Source organism: Bradyrhizobium sp. SYSU BS000235, from assembly GCF_049747295.1.
In the GTDB taxonomy this organism is placed as follows: domain Bacteria; phylum Pseudomonadota; class Alphaproteobacteria; order Rhizobiales; family Xanthobacteraceae; genus Afipia.
The window spans coordinates 1,496,729-1,512,500 of sequence record NZ_JBMHJM010000001.1; the positions used below are offsets into that span (position 1 = coordinate 1,496,729).

General features: G+C 59.6%; 18 protein-coding genes and 1 tRNA gene (1 of these 19 only partly in view). 8 read left to right on the forward strand and 11 right to left on the reverse strand.

The genetic code is table 11. The features are described from left to right. Positions 1-13 precede the first annotated feature (13 nt). The 7 genes from ACP0KA_RS06900 to ACP0KA_RS06930 form a co-directional block, all read right to left on the reverse strand. A complete protein-coding gene (locus ACP0KA_RS06900; RefSeq protein WP_424628097.1) occupies positions 14-1,078 on the reverse strand; it encodes a CobW family GTP-binding protein in 1,065 nt (354 codons plus the stop codon). Between the two features lie 49 nt (positions 1,079-1,127). Beyond that, positions 1,128-2,042 (reverse strand): metal ABC transporter substrate-binding protein, encoded by a 915-nt coding sequence (locus ACP0KA_RS06905; protein ID WP_424628098.1) that lies wholly within the window; start codon positions 2,040-2,042, stop codon positions 1,128-1,130. Between the two features lie 11 nt (positions 2,043-2,053). After that, on the reverse strand, positions 2,054-2,920 hold the full coding sequence (locus tag ACP0KA_RS06910; protein WP_424628099.1) for a metal ABC transporter permease: 867 nt from the start codon (positions 2,918-2,920) through the stop codon (positions 2,054-2,056). Positions 2,921-2,928: 8 nt separating this feature from the next. Beyond that, a complete protein-coding gene (locus tag ACP0KA_RS06915; RefSeq protein ID WP_424628100.1) occupies positions 2,929-3,684 on the reverse strand; it encodes a metal ABC transporter ATP-binding protein in 756 nt (251 codons plus the stop codon). Positions 3,685-3,686: 2 nt separating this feature from the next. Further along, positions 3,687-3,884 carry a hypothetical protein gene (locus ACP0KA_RS06920; protein ID WP_424628101.1) on the reverse strand — a complete coding sequence of 66 codons (198 nt, stop codon included), beginning with the start codon at positions 3,882-3,884 and terminating at the stop codon, positions 3,687-3,689. Positions 3,885-4,105: 221 nt separating this feature from the next. Next, the gene (locus ACP0KA_RS06925; RefSeq protein WP_424628102.1) at positions 4,106-4,705 is read right to left on the reverse strand and encodes a superoxide dismutase; all 600 of its coding nucleotides are present in this window, start codon (positions 4,703-4,705) and stop codon (positions 4,106-4,108) included. A gap of 107 nt (positions 4,706-4,812) precedes the next feature. Further along, complete coding sequence (locus ACP0KA_RS06930; RefSeq protein ID WP_424628103.1) at positions 4,813-6,054, reverse strand: MFS transporter; 1,242 nt, start codon at positions 6,052-6,054, stop codon at positions 4,813-4,815. 104 nt (positions 6,055-6,158) lie between these two features. Here ACP0KA_RS06930 and ACP0KA_RS06935 point away from each other — a divergent pair, with 104 nt between their 5' ends. From ACP0KA_RS06935 to ACP0KA_RS06950, 4 genes are all read left to right on the forward strand, one after another. Continuing rightward, the gene (locus ACP0KA_RS06935) at positions 6,159-6,698 is read left to right on the forward strand and encodes a GNAT family N-acetyltransferase (protein WP_424628104.1); all 540 of its coding nucleotides are present in this window, start codon (positions 6,159-6,161) and stop codon (positions 6,696-6,698) included. A gap of 106 nt (positions 6,699-6,804) precedes the next feature. Beyond that, positions 6,805-7,287: a cupin domain-containing protein gene (locus ACP0KA_RS06940; protein ID WP_424628105.1), complete on the forward strand. Its 483-nt coding sequence runs from the start codon at positions 6,805-6,807 to the stop codon at positions 7,285-7,287. Positions 7,288-7,473: 186 nt separating this feature from the next. Further along, on the forward strand, positions 7,474-8,325 hold the full coding sequence (locus ACP0KA_RS06945; protein ID WP_424628106.1) for a hypothetical protein: 852 nt from the start codon (positions 7,474-7,476) through the stop codon (positions 8,323-8,325). Positions 8,326-8,527: 202 nt separating this feature from the next. Then, entirely contained in the window at positions 8,528-10,048 is a 1,521-nt protein-coding gene (locus ACP0KA_RS06950; protein ID WP_424628107.1) for a hypothetical protein, read from the forward strand. Between the two features lie 58 nt (positions 10,049-10,106). Here the strand turns inward: ACP0KA_RS06950 and ACP0KA_RS06955 are convergent. Beyond that, positions 10,107-10,183 (reverse strand) — tRNA-Met (locus tag ACP0KA_RS06955). A 333-nt stretch (positions 10,184-10,516) separates the two neighbouring features. Here ACP0KA_RS06955 and ACP0KA_RS06960 point away from each other — a divergent pair. Continuing rightward, on the forward strand, positions 10,517-11,302 hold the full coding sequence (locus tag ACP0KA_RS06960) for an SDR family oxidoreductase (RefSeq protein ID WP_424628108.1): 786 nt from the start codon (positions 10,517-10,519) through the stop codon (positions 11,300-11,302). Positions 11,303-11,308: 6 nt separating this feature from the next. Here the strand turns inward: ACP0KA_RS06960 and ACP0KA_RS06965 are convergent, their stop codons facing one another. Then, a complete protein-coding gene (locus ACP0KA_RS06965; protein ID WP_424628109.1) occupies positions 11,309-11,722 on the reverse strand; it encodes a DUF3775 domain-containing protein in 414 nt (137 codons plus the stop codon). 125 nt (positions 11,723-11,847) lie between these two features. On the opposite strand from ACP0KA_RS06965, the gene ACP0KA_RS06970 reads away from it, so the two are divergent. The 3 genes from ACP0KA_RS06970 (at position 11,848) to ACP0KA_RS06980 (ending at position 14,331) form a co-directional block, all read left to right on the forward strand. Further along, a complete protein-coding gene (locus ACP0KA_RS06970; RefSeq protein ID WP_424628110.1) occupies positions 11,848-12,693 on the forward strand; it encodes an MBL fold metallo-hydrolase in 846 nt (281 codons plus the stop codon). A 107-nt stretch (positions 12,694-12,800) separates the two neighbouring features. Then, positions 12,801-13,643, forward strand: a complete 843-nt coding sequence (locus ACP0KA_RS06975) for a fumarylacetoacetate hydrolase family protein (RefSeq protein ID WP_424628111.1) — start codon at positions 12,801-12,803, stop codon at positions 13,641-13,643. 73 nt (positions 13,644-13,716) lie between these two features. Continuing rightward, complete coding sequence (locus ACP0KA_RS06980; protein WP_424628112.1) at positions 13,717-14,331, forward strand: glutathione S-transferase family protein; 615 nt, start codon at positions 13,717-13,719, stop codon at positions 14,329-14,331. Between the two features lie 129 nt (positions 14,332-14,460). Here the strand turns inward: ACP0KA_RS06980 and ACP0KA_RS06985 are convergent, their stop codons facing one another. Continuing rightward, positions 14,461-15,384, reverse strand: coding sequence for a DUF5996 family protein (locus ACP0KA_RS06985; RefSeq protein WP_424628113.1), 924 nt, complete (start codon positions 15,382-15,384; stop codon positions 14,461-14,463). Positions 15,385-15,489: 105 nt separating this feature from the next. Then, positions 15,490-15,772: the 3' end of a hypothetical protein gene (locus ACP0KA_RS06990; protein WP_424628114.1), read on the reverse strand. The gene runs 317 nt beyond the window's last position; only the last 283 of its 600 coding nucleotides appear in the window; its start codon lies beyond the right edge, outside the window; it ends in the stop codon at positions 15,490-15,492.

Below are 15,772 nucleotides of genomic sequence, written 5' to 3' on the forward strand. Positions count from 1 at the left end.
TCGGCGGAGGAGCTTATTGTGCGATGGTTTTCTCGAAACCTTCGCGAATGGCCTGCTCCGGCAATTCCCGGCCGATGAAGACGACGCGGCTCTCGCGCGGCTCACCGTCCTTCCACTTCCTCTGGTGATCGCCTTCCAGCATCATGTGCACGCCCTGAAAGACGTAGCGATCGTCATCGCCCTGGAACGACAGGATGCCCTTCGAGCGCAGGATCTTCTCGCCGTCTTTGGCCACGAGATCCTGAAGCCACGGCATGAACTTGGTGGGATCGATCGGTTTCTCGGTCCGCAGCGACAACGACTGCATGTCTTCGTCGTGATAGTGCTTCATGCCGCCATGGGAGTGGCCGTGATCGTGGTCATGGTGGTGATGATGACCGTGGTCGTGATGGTGGTGATCATGATCGTGGTCATGGCCGCCGTCGTCCAGGAACTCAGGCTCGATTTCCAGAATGCGGTCGAGATCGAATGCGCCGCGCTCCAGCACGTCCGTCAGCTTGACTTGACAACGCTCGGTCCGGTGCAGCTTGGCGTAGGGATTGATACCGCGAATCCGCGCCTCGACTTCGGCAAGCTCCGGCTTGCTGACGAGGTCCGTCTTGTTGAGCACGATCACGTCCGCGAAGGCGATCTGGTTCTTGGCTTCCGGCGCATCCTTCAGCCGATCGCTGAGCCACTTGGCGTCGGCGACCGTCACCACCGCATCGAGCGCGGTTTTGTCACGGACGTCTTCGTCGACGAAGAACGTCTGTGCCACCGGTGCCGGATCGGCCAACCCGGTCGTCTCGAGAATGATTGCGTCGAACTTGCCCTTGCGCTTCATCAGGCCGTCAATGATGCGGACCAAATCGCCGCGCACGGTGCAGCACACGCACCCGTTGTTCATCTCGAACACTTCTTCGTCGGCGCCGATGATCAGGTCGTTGTCGATGCCGATTTCGCCGAATTCGTTGACGATGACGGCGTATTTCTTGCCGTGGTTCTCGGACAGGATCCGGTTCAACAGCGTGGTCTTGCCGGCGCCGAGATAGCCGGTCAGCACGGTCACGGGAATTTTGTTGGAAGCGACTTCGGACATGAAAACTCCAGGCATCTCAAAGCACGCCCGGTGGCGGGTGGCCCCTACCCTAACTCGAAAGCGCGCTGGTCAGGGTCTTTATATTGTGCCGGACCATATCAATGTAAGTGGGGGCCGACCCCTTTTCCTCGGTCAGGCTGTCCGAATAGAGCGTCCCGCCGATGGTGGCCCCGGTTTCGGCCGCGATCCGGCGCATCAGCCGGGGATCGGTGACATTTTCCAGAAAGACCGCCGGAATCTTCTGCTTTTTGATCTGCGAAATGATCGCGGCGATATCACGGGCGCTGGGCTCGGATTCCGTCGAGACCCCCTGGGGGGCAATGAAATTGATGCCATAGGCCACCGCGAAATAGCCGAACGCATCGTGGGTCGAAATCACGCTACGGCGCTCCGCGGGGATTTTTGCCACGGCGTCTCGGACTTCGCGGTCCAGCGCATCGAGCTTGTCCAGATAGGCTGCGGCATTGACCTTGTAGGCATCTGCTCCGGATGGATCGGCGGCGACCAGCGCATCGCGGATGTTGGCGACATAGATCTTCGCATTCGGAACGGACTGCCACGCGTGAGGATCGGCGGAGCCCGGATCATGCTCCTTGCTCAGCGCCTCGCTCGAGTCGATTTTCCGGGGCGTGACCCCCTTGGTTGCCACCACCGTGGCCGCCTTGCTGCCTGATGATTTCACCAGCCGCGGCAACCAGCCCTCGAGGCCGAGGCCATTGACGATCACAAGCCTCGCATCTGCGATCTTCTTCGCGTCGGCCGGCGTCGGCGTGTAAACATGAGTGTCGCTATCGGGCCCGACCAGGGTCGTGACGTTGACGCGGTCACCGCCGACATTCCTGGCGAAATCTCCAAGGATCGAAAACGTCGCAACGACATTGATCCGCTCCTGCGCGCGAACCGGCGAGAACATCGCCAGCATCGCCACCACGCAGACCGCCAAGAGTGACACCACACGTCGCATCGCGGTTGTCCTTATGCTTCGAGATGACGCCCGGGAAACAACTGCCGGACCAATCCGCTGACACTGCCGAACAACACGGAAATCACATAGAGCCCCGCGGTCACGAGGATGATCGCAGGACCTGACGGCACTTTGGTGTGGAACGACAACAGCAAGCCTGCATAGCCGGAGATCGCGGCGCTTGCGACCGCAATGGCGATCATGCCGGTGATGTCGCGCGACCAGAACCGCGCGATGCCTGCGGGCAGGATCATCAGACCGACGGCCAGCAGCGTTCCGAGCGCGTGGAATCCGCTCACCAGATTGATCACGACGAGTGCGAGAAACGCGAGATGAGCGGGCGTACCGGCACGGCTCACCGTGCGCAGGAATACCGGATCGACGCATTCGATCACCAACGGCCGGTAAATCACCGCGAGCACCAGCAGCGTGATGGTGGCGTTAAACGCAATCACCAGCAGAGTCTGATCGTCCATGGCCAGGATGTTGCCGAACAGGACATGCAGCAGATCGATATTGGTGCCCTTGATGGACACGATGGTAACGCCGAGCGCAAGCGACACGAGATAGAACGCCGCCAGCGACGCATCCTCTTTCAGTTCAGTTACCCGTGCGACGACACCAGCCAGAATCGCAACGGCAAAGCCTGCGACCAATCCGCCGAACGTCATCGCAAACAGATTGAGGCCCGACAGCAAAAAACCGACCGCCGCTCCCGGCAGGATGGCATGCGCCATCGCATCGCCGACCAAACTCATCCGCCGCAACATCAGGAAGACGCCGATCGGCGCGCCGCCCAAGGCCAGCGCGATGACACCGGCAAGCGCGCGGCGCATGAATTCGAATTCGGTGAACGGCGCGATCAACGCATCATACATGGCGAAACTCACGCCGCCTGCGAGCGCTTGCCGTCGATGCACGGCGCCGCCGCATCGTCGAACGCCTCGCACATGTGCCTTGCCGACAGCAGATTGTCCGCCGTCAGCACCTCGGACGTTGCGCCCCACGCCACCGGCGAGCGCGCCAGCAGGAGCGTCTCCGGAAAATTCGTGCGGACAAGCTCCATGTCGTGCAGCGCGGCCAGCACGGTGCGCTTCTCGTCATGCCAGTGCCGGACCAACGCAATCAGATCGGACGTCGTCTTGGCATCGATGGCATTGAAGGGCTCGTCGAGCACGATGACGCGCGCATCCTGCAGGAGCACGCGGGCGAACAGCATGCGCTGCATCTGGCCGCCGGAGAGCGTACCGATGGTGCGGTTCTCAAAACCGCTCAGACCGACTGCCGCGAGCGCTTCTCTGATTTGTTTCTGTTCATGCTTGCCGAGCCCGCCGAAAATGCCCTTGTTGCGCCAGAGACCCGTTCCGACCAGGTCGAACACCGAAATCGGAAAGCTGCGGTCGATATCCGCGCTCTGTGGCAGATAGGCGATGTCCCGGGTCTGAAGACCGCCGAGACCGATTGTCCCGGACAGCGGCTTCAGGATGCCCACAACGCCCCGAAACAGCGTGGACTTCCCGGCCCCATTGGGACCGACCACCGCCACCAGTGCGCCGGGAGCCACTTCGCCACTAAGATGATGCACGGCCGGGTGCCGGTCGTACCCCAGCGTCACATCCCGAAATTGCAGTTGAGCGCCCATGGTTACCTCATCGCCAGCAGCACAATGGCCCAAAGCCCGACACTGACGACTGCAGCGGCCGAGAGACGGGTCAGGAGCGGCATCCGCAGGATCGACCACGGCGACGCCTGCGCCGGATGGGGCGATGTGGGGCCGTGGCTATGGCCTCCATGGCCATGCGAATGGCCGTGGGGGTGATGATGCGAGTGGGAGTGATCCATTTGTGGGAAACCGGAATAGCCGAGGAACTTTATGTTATATTATAACATAAAGGCGGATCAGCCCCTTCACAAGAGCGCTAAGAGGCCCGAAAGGGCACCACTTCAGGCGAAACGTCGCAAAACCGCTCCGGCACGCCGAGAAGCCGCCTAAACTCTTCGCGATATGGCCGAAAAACAAAAGGGCCGCATTGCTGCGGCCCCGAACCAGATCGAGCCAAGTCTTACGCCGCCTTGGAGAACAGCTCCTCGACGTATTCCCAGTTCACGAGGTGATCGACGAACGCCTTGAGATAGTCGGGACGGCGGTTGCGGTAATCGATGTAGTAGGAGTGCTCCCACACGTCGACACCGAGGATCGGCGTCGCGCCATGAACCAGCGGATTTTCGCCGTTCGGCGTCTTGGAAATTTCGAGCTTGCCGTTCTTCACGGACAGCCAGGCCCAGCCAGAGCCGAACTGGCCGGCGCCGGCGGCTGCGAAATCAGCCTTGAACTTCTCAAGACCGCCGAGGTCTTCGTCGATCTTCTTGGCCAGCTTGCCCGGCAGCTTGTCACCACCGCCATTCGGCTTCATCCAGCTCCAGAAGTGGATGTGGTTGTAGTGCTGCCCCGCGTTGTTGAAGAGCGCGGCATTCTTGCCGAACGAGCCCTTCACGATCTCTTCGAGAGACTTGCCCTCGAACTCGGTGCCTTTCAGCAGATTATTGCCGTTGGTCACGTAAGCCTGGTGATGCTTGTCGTGATGATATTCGAGCGTCTCCTTGGACATGTATGGCTGGAGCGCGTCGTAGGCGTAAGGCAGGTTCGGGAGTGTGAAGCTCATGTGTAAACATCCACAATGATGGGAGACGATTGGTCAACGCCCGGCACTATAGATGGTTTCATGCCGGGCAGACAGAGATATGGACCGGCTGCGAGGCCCGCGCAACGTCAGGCCGCGCTGGGCAACGCCGCACCGACGTCCTCTTTCGCCTTGGGCGGGCGGGTATTCATCAGCATCTGGAAGGAGCCCGCGATCAGCCCGATGATAACGGCGCCCTTCCAGGCGACATCATAGCTGCCGAGGTGGTCGTAGATCAGGCCGCCGCCCCATGCCCCGATGAATGACCCCACCTGATGGCTCAGGAAAGCGATGCCGGTCAGGGTCGCCATGAAGCGCAGACCGAACAGCTGGGCGACGAGACCGTTCACCAGCGGCACGACACCGAGCCACAGCGAGCCCATCACGGCCGCAAACACCAGCGTCGACGTCGGGGTCGCAGGGAATGTGAAGTAGGCTGCCACGGTGATGGAGCGCACGATGTAGATGCCGCCCAGCAGCAACTGCTTGGGATAGCGTCCGCCCAGCCAGCCGAAGGCGTACGATCCGAACACGTTGAACAGCCCGATCAGCGCCAAAGCGGATGCACCCAGCGAGGGATCAAGACCACAGATCGCCAGATAGTTCGGCAGATGCGTGGTGATGAAGACGAGCTGCAGGCCGCACACGAAAAACGCGAGCGCCATCACCACATAACCCGAATGGCCAAGCGCCGACTGCACCACGGTCCCGAGCGATTGATTGAGATCATCCGCCTTGTCGATCTCGATCTTGTCGGCCTTGCCGGCGCTGAAGGCCGCAGGCAGCATCACCGCGGCCAGGCCAAGGAAGCCGACCAATGCAATCTTCCAGCCCGCGGTCGAAATCAGCGTCTGCGCCAGCGGCGACGCAATCACGAGGCCGAGCGAACCCGCGGCGGACATCGCGCCCATGGTCACGCTGCGCTTGGCGGCTGCGACGGTGCGCGAGCCCACCGTCATGCTCATGCTCGAGGCCGTGCACGACAACGCGATGCCGACGCAGATGCCGATACCGAATGTCAGCGTCACCGCCGTGGTGGCGAAGATCATCGTGACCAGCCCGAGCGCGTAGATCACCACGCCGGCGAGCATCACATAACGCGAACCGTAGCGGTCGGCGAAAATGCCGACGAACGGCTGCGTCAAACCCCACACGATGTTCTGGATGGCGGTCGCGAGCGAGAAATCCGCGCTGGTAATCTGGGTATCATGCAGGATCGAGGGCTGGAAAAGCCCGAAGCTCTGTCGCATACCCATCGACAGGCTCAACATCACCGACGCGCCGATTAAAATTGACCACTTCTGATACGTGCTGAGTTGTGCCGCCCGCATTTGGAACAATCTCCTAAATATGACCCGCATCATGGCATCGGAATCCCCTGTTGGCCATCCGGCCGAACACAACGCTGATGTGCATGCTGCGGGGGAGCCGCGACATGATTGAGATCGACATCGCAACGGGCGCAGCCTCCTGGCCTTACGCCAAGCCGCTGTTTGAAACAGTCTGGCCGGCGGACATTCTGCAGACGTTGCCCTGGGGGCATCTGCAATTCGCACACGCGGATTTGCGCGTCTTCATCGAGACCGACGGGGACGTGCTGTGCCATGTCGGTATTTATCGCCGCACGGGCACGTGGAACGGCCGCAAGGTCAACATCGGAGGGATCGGCGGCGTCATCACCCACCCCGACCGCCGCCGCCGCGGCTATGCGACGCTGGCGCTGAACGCCGCGATCCGCACCATGCAGGACGAGGGCGCGATCGACTTCGGCATGCTGTTCTGCGAACCGCACAACAGCGCATTTTACGAAAAGCTGGGATGGCAGACGTTCAACGGCGATCTCTATGCCGAGCAGTCAGGGACGCGCGCGCGCTTCGAGCAGTTCGTCAGCCGCGATGTGTTCGTCCCTTACGTTTTCAAAATCCGCCGGCTGCTGCGCGAAGGCACCATCGATCTGTGCGGTCTGCCGTGGTGACGGCGCTGCAATATCTCAGCGCGTGAAAGACACGGCGGTCTTTCGTTGTTCGCGTCACGCTCCCCCGCTAGCCTCCCAGCATCATAAAAAGCATGGGAGAGAAATGATGAAAATGAGACTTGCCGCGTTAGCGGCGGTCAGCGCCATTGCGCTGATGTGTCCCAACGTCACAGCATTGGCCGCCACCGATGACATGGGCTTCATCCGAATTTCGCCGGGCGAAGAGCAATACAAGAATCCGTTTGGCGTCGGCGTCGAGGTCGCGACCATGTATGGCGATCCGTCGAAGCCCGGCATCTACGTCATCCGCATCAAGTGGCCGCCGGGCATCATGAGCAAGCCGCACAAGCACGCGGAAGACCGCCATGTCGTGGTGATCTCCGGCAGTTGGTACACCGGCACGGGCGATGATTTCGAGCCCGCGAAAGCCGTGCCGCTCAAGGCCGGCGCCTACATGATGCATCCCGCAGGCAAGGTACATTGGGATGGCACGCGCGAGGAAGGCGCGGTGATCCAGATCACCGGCTACGGGCCGAGCACGACGGTTATGAACAAGCCCGAAGAGCCCGCGTTTGGGAAGAGCAACTAATCGCCGTTGCGTCGCTCAAAGAAAAAGCCGCCCCGGCGGGCGGCTTTCAATAAGACCGATAGATCAGCGTCTCACTTTGCTGTCGCCATTTGAAGCCGCACAAATTTCGTATACTGGAACCTTCGCGCTTGTCGAACAGACGGCGCAACGATAGCGTGTTTCAAATTGGCAAGTCCGTTCTTAACAATGGCAAAACGCAGCAAACCCGCCTTCCTAGAAGATCATTCAGAGTACGGAATTTCCCGAACAGGCTTTCGTAAATTGCGGAAAAGCCGCAAGCGCGAGTTGATGATTGAATGGTTTCACCAGCACTTTGAGGATCCCGCGGTGCGGCTCCCTTACGAAAGTGCCGAGGGTGGTTATCAGTGGATCTGGGGTGGCCCCTACAATGCTCGGGAAGAGCTCCATTCCAAGTTCAGCGACTTGGTCTCTGAGGACCTCATTACCGAAGTGGCCGACGAGATTGAGAGCGACGGCTTGACCGACTGGGCTCCGGCGTCCAGCGTTGATGACTATGATCAAGAACAATCGCCCGAGGACTTTGAGCCTCCGACCGATGACTTGGCGTCCTTTGATGAGTTTCTCGATGAGCCAAGCCAACGCTATGGCTCGGCGGAGGACTTTGAGGCGAGAGTGAAGGCGCAAGACGCGCTTGAGATGCTTGCCACGGTGTTGGACGAGAGTCGTCCTCCCGGAATGGGTCATAACGGTCCGCCCCAGGGGAAGGAAATTGAGCCTGAAGTCGAGCCAGCTGAACTAAGGGACCTTCGGGCCGCTGTTCCTGAACTCCAAGCGGAGTTTCAGAAAGCCAATCCGGCCATAGCCACGGTAAAGCGCTGGGCACATTTTCTTCAGAACGCAGCGATAGCGACGGGGAAATGGCTACTAAAAAAGATAGACAAGGCAGTCGATGCGGCCGCTGGCGTTATCGGTGTTGGCTTCGGAACTTGGCTGCTCGCGCAAATCAGCCCGCCCTTGCATAACGCGCTTGCAACAGTTTTTGAATGGTTGCACATCGTCGCCAAAACAGCATTTTGATTCACATCCATTGTATTTGCGCGCACCGCCTTTTAGCGAATAGCTCCGGCAATCCAACATCATTAAACTGTTCATTTTTGACAGCTTCGATTCCCTCCCGATCAAACACCATCTCATAACAAGCTGCCCAGATCCGAAGAAATAGCGACAAACCTAGCGTTCACGCATGGATCGAATCAGCCCACGGCCCTTATGATTAGCGATGGCGATTGAAGCTCTTTATCGCACCGTTCGAAGCCACGCCCGGCAACTGTCGCGCCGCGATAGCCTCGCGGTCATCTGGGCCTATAGCCAGTTTCTTCAGCTGAACGACTTCCTCATGCCCCGGGATATAGAGGTCGCTCCTCAGTTTCTTGACGCACAGCCGAGATGGGGCGTTCTTCCCCAATGGAGGTTGGAGCAAATTGCACGCGAAGTAATACGGTACGGGGACGAGGAAGCGCGAGGCGGGCGAACGTTAAAGCGATGGGGTACGCTCGCACATTTGGCCAACACTCTGCGGGACCTCGAGAACGAGATCTATCGCGACCTCGTCGGCGGCCCAAATATCCACCTGGAATTGATGCGCGTTATGCATCGCCAGTTCGTGTGGCAACAGCAACGCTTCAATTGGACCTGGATCATCCGCTATTACAAGCTCTTCAACACGCCAGCTCTAAACGCCCATGCCGAGCGGGCGACCGGCCTCAGCATCGACCAGATTTACTTGATCGGGATGTGCTATCTTGGGCATTTCTCTGAGCAGCCGCGCTGGGTTCGTCGCGTGCAAGTCGAGCTACCGGGCCTCAACGACGAAGACGTCGATCGATTCCTCGCTTTTACGTGCGTCACCCGTAGTACACTGGCGGAAATGCTCCGAGCGGAGCACGCACTCGACGAGGGGTTCGCTTACCGATATTCCTCCCTGCGGGCCTTTCCAATCATTCAGCTCTCGTACCGCGGCGTCGACGAGATCGCGTGCCCCGTTCCGACACTGCTGTTCTGGCGCATCACAACCGGACTCTATTACAGCCTGAGAGATCAGGCTGGTTTTCCGACGGCGTTTGGAGATTCGTTCCAGGCCTATACCGGAGAGGTGCTTCGTCAGCGCATCGTTAATCCCACTATGCGGGTGCTGGACGAAACGGAATACCGCGTGGGGCGCAATCGAAAGGATTCCATCGATTGGATCGTGCAGGAAGGCGACGATGCCGCCTTGTTTGTCGAATGCAAGACGATGCGCCTGACCTGGGCTTCCAAATCCGGCATGTCCGATCTCACTGCACTTGCGCAGGACATCCGCAAACTCGCGGGGGCAGTGTTGCAGGTCTATAAGGCAATTCGCGACTACCGTGGGAACCACTATCTGCATCTGCCTTATGTCGAAGCGCGCCAGATATATCCGATCGTTTTGACGCTCGAGGACTGGCATTGTTGTGGTCTCTATCTCCCGACCCTTTTGGACGAGGCCGTCCGTAACCTGATGCAGGCATCGAACATGCCGCTCGACTGGCTTCAAGTCATGCCCTATGCGATCATTTCAATAGACGAGTTCGAGACTGCGGCCGGGGTGACAAGTGCGGCAGGTATCCATGCGTTCTGGTCCGGGAAGCTGGAAGACGCAGAGATCAGGCGCTGGCCGTTTCGCAGCTATTGCAATGATCGCTTTGCAGAACAGGTCAGAGCCCTACCAGACCTTTTTCGCGATGAATACGAAGCGATGTTCGCCGATATCGGCGCTTGATTGGCATCGTAAAAAAGCCCGGCGGTCAATCGTAAGAGATTGACCTACCGAGCTTATTTGGTTGCGGGGATAGGATTTGAACCTATGACCTTCAGGTTATGAGCCTGACGAGCTACCGGGCTGCTCCACCCCGCGATAAACCTTTGCACGCTCTCACTAAATCCTGATCGGACAACAAATCCTCAACGCTTTGGGCGTCGATTAGTCCTGTCCGGAGGGTCCAGAGAAAACTCCCGAGATCCGCGATGCAGATCGTTCGGTGCGAGGCGTATGTATCAACCACGCCGCGCTTTGGAAAGGGCCTGAGGCCATTCTTTTTCATAATTTTGTGACACGCCGCCCTTCCCTGTCACACCCGTCAGATCTGGCATGACAGGACCGTACTTCTTGATCGCTTTCAATGCCCTATGGTAACGCGGCAATCATCCGATCATTGGCATAACACCAAATCAAACAGGGAGAGACAGCGTGGATCTCGGAATTTCAGGACGACGCGCCATCGTGTGCGCAGCGAGCAAGGGCCTTGGACGCGCATGCGCGATCGCGCTGGCCAATGAGGGCGTGCATGTGACGATCACCGCACGCGGCGCCGAGGCGCTGGCCAAGACCGCAGCGGATATCCGCAAGGCGAGCCCCAAGGTCACGGTCACCGAAGTCGTCGGCGATATCACGACGCCTGCCGGCCGCGAAGCCGCGCTGAAGGCCTGTCCCGATCCGGACATCCTGGTCAACAACGCAGGCGGTCCGCCGCCGGGCGATTTCCGCAACTGGAATCGCGACGACTGGATCAAGGCGATCGACGCCAACATGCTGACCCCGATCGAACTGATCAAGGCGACGGTGGACGGCATGATGGCCCGCAAGTTTGGCCGTATCGTCAACATCACGTCGGCTGCCGTGAAGGCACCGATCGACATTCTCGGCCTGTCCAACGGCGCGCGCAGCGGCCTCACCGGCTTCGTTGCCGGCATCGCGCGCAAGACCGTGATCAACAACGTCACCATCAACGGTCTGCTGCCGGGTCCGTTCGATACCGATCGCGTCCGTGGACCGATGCTGGAAGCCGCCGCCAAGGCACAAGGCATTTCGCCGGATGAAGTGCTGAAGCAACGCATGAAGGCAAATCCCGCCGGCCGCTTCGGTGATCCCGAGGAATTCGGCCTGGCCTGCGCCTTCCTGTGCGGCGCCAAGGCCGGCTTCATCACCGGGCAGAACATCCTGCTCGATGGCGGCGCCTACCCCGGCACGATGTAAATCTTATTAGTGGACCGGCGTCGTCCGGTCCCCTTCAAGCGGCAGACCGAATTCGTCGAGCCCTTCCGCAAGCAAATCGCCGAGGAGGGGCTCGCCGAGCAGATACTGCGCCGTCCTGTTGTTGTGGCCGCGTGCAGCCTCAGCCCGCAACTCATTCCACTCCTCGACCGTGCCGTCACCGCGGCCGAGGCGAACCAGGGCGACGAGATCAATCTGCTCATCAGCACTGAGCGCGTCGATAAAGCCCGAAATCTCTCGGATAACAGGATCACGGCCATCATCCTCGAGCACATCGATCATGTCGTCATCGGCGCCGTTCGATCCAGCATCCGGATCAACCACCCCTTCCTTCACGTCGAACTCGCGCGCTTTGACGATGAGAAATTCCACCTTGTCCGTGGAGATCGAGAGTTCCGGCATATTTCAACTCCGTTCGTTGAAAGACGGAGAAACAACGCGCATGACGCGATGATGATCCATGACGATGATTGTTGCGCTCGTACGCTTTTGAACGACGAATGCGAACAGGATCGGGAGCAAGCTTGATGTCTTGGACGGTGGGCCGGGTCAAACTCACAAAAATCGTCGAAATTGCCTCGACCGGTGGAACACGCTTCATTCTTCCGCAAGCAACCACGGACGAAGTGCAAAAGCTGCCGTGGCTGGTTCCGGTTTATGCCTCAGCCGAGGGCCGACTCAAGCTCAGCGTGCAGTCGTGGATCATTGAGACGCCGACGCGCAAGATCATCGTCGACACATGCATCGGCAACAACAAACAAGGCCGTTCGGTGCCGGTCTGGAACAACCTCGACAAACCGTTCCTCAATGATCTCGCCGCCGCAGGCTATCCCGCGGACTCCATCGACACCGTGCTGTGCACGCATCTTCATGTCGATCATGTGGGCTGGAATACGAAGCTCGTCGATGGCCAGTGGGTGCCGACTTTTCCCAATGCCCGCTACATCTTCGGCAAGGACGAATACGATTACTGGGCGACGCACAGTCATCAGAGAGACGAGCATAAGGCTGTGTTCGAGGACTCGGTCCAGCCGATCGTTGCGCAGGGTCTCGCCGATCTCGTCGCCAGCGACGGCCGCATCAGCGACGAGATCTCCTTGATCCCGACGCCCGGCCACAGCCCGGGACACATGAGCGTCCTGATCAGGTCCGACGGCGAAGAAGCGCTCCTCACCGGCGACGTGGCGCATCACCCCTGCCAGATGGCGCGGCTGGAATGGTCGTCCACCGCTGACTACGACCCCGTCCAATCTGCCAGGACGCGACGGGACTTGTTCTCGCGCTTTGCGGACACGCCGACACTGGTTTTCGGCGGCCATTTCGATCCGGGACGGATCGTACGCGACGGCGATGCCTTCAAAATGGTCACCTGATCGGCACAATTCGAAATGAGCGCGCTGCACAATGGCCTTCAGCAGTTGAATTCCTTCGCGCCATCCCGCATGAAACACGCAACAATAGAGCAAGGAGAGGATCTCTTATGAAGTTGGTTCGTTATGGCGCCGTCGGCGAGGAAAAGCCCGGACTGCTCGACAATTCAGGGCGCATCCGTGACCTGTCGGCCCATGTGAAGGACATCACGGGTGACGTGCTGTCCCCGGCCGGTTTGGCCAAGCTGGCCGCTCTCGATCCCGCCTCCCTGCCGCTCGTGGAGGGCTCCCCCCGCTACGGCGCGCCCGTCACCGGCTTTTCGAAATTTCTCGCCATCGGCCTGAACTACGCCGATCACGCGGCCGAATCCGGCATGCCGATCCCGTCGGAGCCGGTGGTCTTCATGAAGGCCAACACCTGCATCTGCGGCCCCAACGATGCGATTGAAAAGCCCCGCGGCTCCACCAAGCTCGACTGGGAAGTCGAACTTGCCATCATCATCGGCAGCCGTGCCAAGTACGTCAGCGAAGCGGATGCGATGAAGCATGTCGCCGGTTACGCCATTTGCAACGACGTCTCGGAACGCCTCTTCCAGATCGAGCGTGGCGGCCAGTGGACCAAGGGCAAATCCCACGACACCTTCGGCCCCGTCGGTCCATGGCTTGTGACCGCCGATGAAATCACCAATCCGCACAAGCTCAGCATGTGGCTCGACGTCAATGGCCAGCGCTGCCAGACCGGATCGACCGAGACCATGATCTTCAACGTGCCGAAGATCATTTCGTATCTCTCGGGCGTGACGACCTTGCTGCCCGGCGACATCATCACCACGGGCACGCCTCCCGGCGTTGGCCTTGGCATGAAGCCGCCGAAATTCCTCAATGTCGGCGACATCGTTACGCTCGGCATTGAAGGCCTCGGTGCGCAGCGGCAGGAAGTTATCGCCGCCTGATATCCATGAACGGCTCCGGTCACTTCGCCGGAGCCGTTTTTTCTTTGTCTCCCGATTTCCCCGAAAGACAGCTATGAAACTGACGTTTTCTCCGTCGTCGCCGTTCGCCCGCAAGGTGCGCATCGCTGCCATCGAGCTCGGCCTGATCGATAAAATCGAATTCGTGCCCACGACGGCAACTCCTGGCACGTACAACGAAGACTATTCGCAGAAGATCAATCCGCTGCGGAAATTGCCCGCACTCATTCTCGACGATGGCAGCACCATCGTGGATTCCTATGTGATCGTTGAGTATCTCGACGAACTCGCAGGCGGCGGGAAGCTGATCCCGGCGTCCGGCGCAAAAAAATGGCAGGTGAAGACCGACCATTGCATCACCCAGGGCATGCTCGACGCGATGCTGCTGTGCCGCTACGAAAAAATGCTCCGCCCCGAACAATTCCGCTGGCAGACCTGGATTGACGATCAGTGGGACCGTGCCTGGCATGGATTTCAGCGCTTCGAAGCCCATCCCGATGTTCTGACCCGTCCGCTCGACATCGTTCAGATCGGCATTATCTGCGCGCTCGGCTACGCGGATTTTCGCTTCGCTGACTGCGGCTGGCGCAAGGCATTTCCGAAGCTTGCCGCGTTCAACGAAAAAATGATGCAGCGCGACTCCGTGAAGATCTCCGTCCCGCCTATCTGACGGATCAAGCGGCGCTCTCAACCAAACGAAACATCAGCCGCGGACAATCCTTACGATGTCCGCGGCTTTATTTTTGAGTGCCGAGGCCCGCGTCGCCCAGAGTCATCACTGGAATCGCGACAGCCTCTCTTACGTCGGCTGCCGCTCCAGCGCAGCACGATCCCAATGTCCAGCGTTTGCCGCTGCGTCGTAAGTGCTTTGAAAGAAGTCGAGCAACATCTGATCCGGGTTGTCCGCGGTTCTGACCGCCTCATATTCCAGGATGAATTCCTGCAGCTTGTTATCGAACCGCGCAGCCGGCGGGCGCAGCGGCGCATCGGCAAATCCTGGCGGCGCCGGATACGCATAAGAATAGAACGCCGCCTTGCCGAAGCCGCCATTGCCGGGCCAGAAGCCGGCGCTGCTGACCTCGTGGGAATACGCCTCGCGTGCGACCCAATCTCCCAGTTGCGGCATGCCGCCTGGGTGCGGCGGCGCCGTTCGCCCTGAAAACCGCGTCACCGCGAGATCGAAGCTGCCCCAAAAGAAATGCACCGGACTGACCTTGCCGAGAAAGCCTGCGCGAAACTGCTTCATGACGCGGTCGCCTTGAACGAGGACGCGCCAGAATCGATGCGCAGCATCGGCATCATAGGACTTGTGCTCATGATCCTGCTCGAACGGAATGGCATCGACAACCTCGACCGGCATGGTCCAGATCGCGACCTCGATGCCGAGCTCGTGAAGTGCGCCCATGATCTTGCGATAGAAGTCAGCAACCGAATATGGCCCGAGGGCAAACTCGGTGCGGCGCGCATCTGTCGTTGTCACGACCAGCACATGCCGGCAGAGATCAAAATCAATCTGGAAGCTGCACGACGGATAGGGCATCGGCGACGTCGTCAATCCCGTGGAGGTGACGTAGAGCGGCACCTGCCACCAGTGATTGACCATCGGCTCACGTTCGAGGCGAATCTTGCCGACAATCTGCGTCCACATGTGCAACGTCGCGCATGTGTCCTGCCACTGCTCGAACGGCAGGCTGGGCCAGGATGGGTGTTCAGCCATGGTCATCTCCCTCAGTGAAACGCGAGATTAGCGAGTGAGCCCCGTATCAAAACACAAAACGCCGCCCGTGGGGCGGCGTTTCGATGATGTAAATCCGGAGGTGACCGACGTCTATTCGTCGTCCTGCATCAACGCGCCAAGCTTGTCGTAATATTTGGTGACGAGCGTCACGTTGCCGGGATACTTCACCGGCTCGACCGTCTTGAGCGCGTCGTTCATGTCGTCGAGGATCGCCTTCTTGTCCTTTGCGGGGATCTTGGCTTCGGCCTGCACCGCCGCGATCTGCTTCTTCAGCGCTTCCGGCGGCTCAATAAAGGCCTTGGTTTTCGGATCAATGCCGGACATCACCAGCGAGACGTTGTCGTAGACCGCGCCATACTCATCAAAGCTGGCG